Source organism: Aphanizomenon sp. UHCC 0183 (genome assembly GCF_009712065.1).
Lineage (GTDB): Bacteria > Cyanobacteriota > Cyanobacteriia > Cyanobacteriales > Nostocaceae > Dolichospermum > Dolichospermum heterosporum.
In genome coordinates, this window is record NZ_VILC01000156.1 from 1 (window position 1) to 3,979 (window position 3,979).

Genomic DNA, 3,979 nt, shown 5'->3' on the forward strand with positions numbered 1-3,979 from the left:
AACCAGCTTGCAATCATCCAGTTCGGCTCAAATTAATTGCAAATAAGCAGGATGCCTATAAGCAAAAGGTTTTGGAGTCATCTCAGTAGTAAAAGAACTTGGGTAACATGGCGAAGAGAGGATTTATCCCTTGAGCAAGACAAGCTTGTCTTTGACTTGCTGTCGGCTACTTTGGGTATACCGAACCGTAGTTTGAATAGCTGGAGTTCCCTTTTTGGTGATATGACCGAGATAATAAGCAACCTCCTCCAAAGTCCATCCAGCTTCACGCGCTCGATGAGCGAAATCATGTCGCAGATCATGAAAAGTTACATCATGGATAAGTTCCCACTCTTCAACATTTGCTTGTGCTTTAATGTTTTTCCACCAGCGATGAATGCCCGCTTCAGTTAGCCGCTCACTGCGTTGAGAAGTAAAAGTGTAAAAACTCTCAGTATCTCGTCCACCGTGATAAATATATTCATACAAAGGTCGTCGGGCAGCGTTAATTAGATCAATATCTCGTGCCTTACCTCCTTTATAACCAACGTGCAACCAGCCAACTTTTGGTCCAATATGGGTATGCTCCATCATTAGCCACGAAACATCACTAACGCGACAACCAGCCCAGTACCCCAGTGCAAATACAGCATGGCTACGTGGATTACCATCTCGTTCAATTAAGCTGCGGAGAATATAACGTTGATCAGTGCTCAATTGTCTGGGAGCTAAAAGTGCTTGAGGTGGAATATTTAAACCTCTAGTGGGATTACGACGCAAAATCCCCTTCTCCTCAATCAGCCATCGAGCAAAACCACTGACAGCAGATTTAACTCGCGCCCTGTGAGTAATGCTATAACCTGACTGCTCCAGAGAGGCCAGATAAACTTCCATCGCCGTTTTTGTCAACTGTTCGGGATGAAAATTGCCTCCACACCCAGGACGTTCTACAATCCAAAGAAGAAGTTGTCTGAGAACGCGCATATAAGCATCAATGGTGCTATGCGTTTTACCTCTTAGAAACGCCTCATACTCTACTAGTAGAGCTTCTGCTTCAGATAATAACTGTATATCCACAGCACCAAACTTCCTTCAAAAATTTCTGTGGTGAGTTTTCGAGCCTCATTTGAAACTAATCTATCTCGAATTGTCATACTTTTTCACCAAACTAGCAACAGAATGTAATTTCTGTGGTCAGTTTTCTGCTACAAACTTAAAGATAACCACAGTACATGAGGCAAACATACTTGAAGCATGATCCGCAAGAAAATTCCATCAGAAGCTTTAACCAACTTGCGCCATCGACTTGATATGTTACCAAGCCGTTGCCAAGAGCGTCGGCAGCTCATGGAAGAAACGGCAAATTTGTATGGCGTGTCAATAGATACCCTGTATCGCGCTTTGCGTAACTCATCCCGACCTAAATCCATCAATCGCTCAGATAGCGGCACACCTCGGAAGCTGTCACAAGTAGATATGGAAATGTACTGCGAAGTCATTGCAGCGACGAAAATTCGCACCTGCAACAAGAAAGGGCGGCACGTTTCCACAGCACGGGCAATTGAACTTTTAGAAGATTTTGGGATGAACACGCCACAAGGTTTCGTTCAACCACCCAAGGGCTTGTTAACCAAAGCCACTGTCAACCGTTATTTGAAAACATGGGGCTACGACCATCTCACAATGACCCGTCAACCACCTGCGGTACGTTTTCAAGCAGAGTACAGCAATGAATGTTGGCATTTCGACCTTAGCCCATCAGATTTAAAACACGTAAAACAACCCTTGTGGGTAGAACCAGGGAGAGGAAATCCGCTGTTGATGCTTTATAGTGTCGTCGATGACCGTAGCGGTGTATGTTACCAAGAATATCATTGCGTCTATGGAGAGGATGTAACAGCAGCGTTGCGCTTCTTATTCAATGCCATGACAGCGAAAGCTTCAGACGGATCTCCCTTCCAAGGGATTCCTGAGATGATCTATACGGATAACGGACCAATTGCTAAAAGCCATGTATTTCAAAACGTGATGGAATGCTTGGGAGTTAAGCTGGCTACCCATATGCCTGCGGGTAAAGATGGTAGAAGAGTAACAGCTCGCTCCAAAGGGAAAGTTGAAAGACCATTTCGGACAGTTAAAGAAGCCCACGAAACCCTTTACCACTTTCACGAACCGGAAAATGAAGTTGAGGCTAACCTATGGTTACGCCAGTATTTGCTAAATTATAACGACCAAGGACACCGTATAGAAGCACACTCACGCCTGGAAGATTGGTTACGGAATCTGCCCAAGAGCGGAATCAGGCAGATGTGCAGTTGGGAGCGGTTTTGTACTTTTGCCCGCGAACCGCAACGAAGGAAAGTGGATGGTTCGGCTAGAGTATCTGTTGAGGGTATCGCCTATGAAGTAAACCCAGACTTGGCAGGCGAAACTGTGGTGCTTTGGTGGGGTCTTTTTGACAACGAGTTATACGTAGAATTTAATGCCCAACGCTATGGTCCATTTTATCCTGTTGATGGTCCTATCCCCTTGCATCGCTATCGCAAGCACAAGAAAACTAAAACCGAAGAACGAGCCGACAGGATTGCAGATTTAGCTAAAAAGCTGGGCTTGCCACGAACTGCTTTGGATAAAAATGCGGATCTACAATTTCTGGTAGATAAATATAAAGAACTAGAGCCAACTGTCACACCTTTTAAAGACCCAGACCCATACCAAGAATTTACGTATCCCACCGTGTTGTTTGCAAAAGGGGCGATTTCTGATTATCTAGCCTTACCTTTGGCAAAATTATCCACCGAACAAATCGCCTTTATTGATGGACTTCTGGCTGAGACTTTGAGTAAAAAAGTGATTATTGAACGAGTACGGCAGTATTTCCAAAAGCCAAAAAGAGGGGAACAAAATGCTCACTGAAGTTATGGAACACTTTCATTTGGTTAAGGAATTTCCCAAGGCTGGGTACTATGAGACAGACCACCAAAAGCAAATGTTTAAGGATATTAAATCCGCAATTAATTTCGGGAAGTTGGTTGCCATAACGGGAATTATTGGGTGTGGGAAGACGACGACTTTACGGCGTTTGTTTGATGTTTTGGAGAAGGAAGGTAAAATTACCGTCTCGAAGTCGCTTTCTGTGGATAAAGACCGGGCGACGCTACCAACACTGATTGCTGCTTTATTCTACGATTTGTCCACAGATAAGGAAATTAAAATTCCATCTCTTGGTGAAAAACGGGAACGGGAACTACGCGACCTGATTAGAAAGGGGAAAAAGCCGGTGGCACTGTTTGTTGATGAGGCTCATGACTTACACTACAGTACTCTAACGGGACTAAAACGTTTAATTGAGGTAGTTGAAGATGGTGGTGGTACGCTCTCGGTGGTGCTGGCTGGTCATCCCAAATTGAAAAATGATTTGCGCCGTCCGACTATGGAGGAAATTGGGTATCGAGCAACTGTGTTCTCGTTGGAAGGTATTGTTGGTAATCAGCGAGAATATATTGAATGGCTGGTATCTGAATGTACTATGTCTGATACTCCCATCGGTGAAATATTGGAGGCAGAAGCTATTGAATTACTTGCCACGCGGCTATTGACACCACTACAAATCGAACAACATTTGACACTAGCTTTGGAGGCTGCATACCGAGTCGGGGTCAAACCTGTTACTACGGCGATTGTGGAGTCTGTTCTGTCGAAGCAAATTGATGATTTGGAACCCACTCTCACAAGGCATGGTTATGACGTGAGGGGTTTGGCGGAACAGTTCAATGCTAAACCGGCTGAAATTAAATCGCTGTTTCGTGGGCAGCTTGATCCAACTCGTGCGCGTGAATTACAGGAGCAAATGTTAGCTGCGGGATTACCACTTTAGTTTTGGTTCATTAAATATGGCAGAAGCTCAATACTTTTATAGACAAGCAGATTCACTGCAAGTGTAGGCAGAATTTGTTATTTGCAATTAATTTGAGCCGAACTGGATGATTGTAAGCTGTTT

Annotated in this window: 3 protein-coding genes; 2 read left to right on the forward strand and 1 reads right to left on the reverse strand. The window is 44.2% G+C overall.

Features of this window, described 5'->3' with window-relative positions:
• Positions 1 to 123: 123 nt before the first annotated feature.
• Complete coding sequence (locus FJR37_RS25495; RefSeq protein WP_027403962.1) at positions 124 to 1,056, reverse strand: tyrosine-type recombinase/integrase; 933 nt, start codon at positions 1,054 to 1,056, stop codon at positions 124 to 126.
• A gap of 192 nt (positions 1,057 to 1,248) precedes the next feature.
• On the opposite strand from FJR37_RS25495, the gene FJR37_RS25500 reads away from it, so the two are divergent.
• Entirely contained in the window at positions 1,249 to 2,895 is a 1,647-nt protein-coding gene (locus tag FJR37_RS25500) for a DDE-type integrase/transposase/recombinase (RefSeq protein ID WP_168467461.1), read from the forward strand.
• On the forward strand, positions 2,885 to 3,856 hold the full coding sequence (locus FJR37_RS25505; RefSeq protein WP_027403960.1) for an ExeA family protein: 972 nt from the start codon (positions 2,885 to 2,887) through the stop codon (positions 3,854 to 3,856). The genes FJR37_RS25500 and FJR37_RS25505 overlap by 11 nt, the downstream gene beginning before the upstream one ends.
• Positions 3,857 to 3,979: the final 123 nt, after the last annotated feature.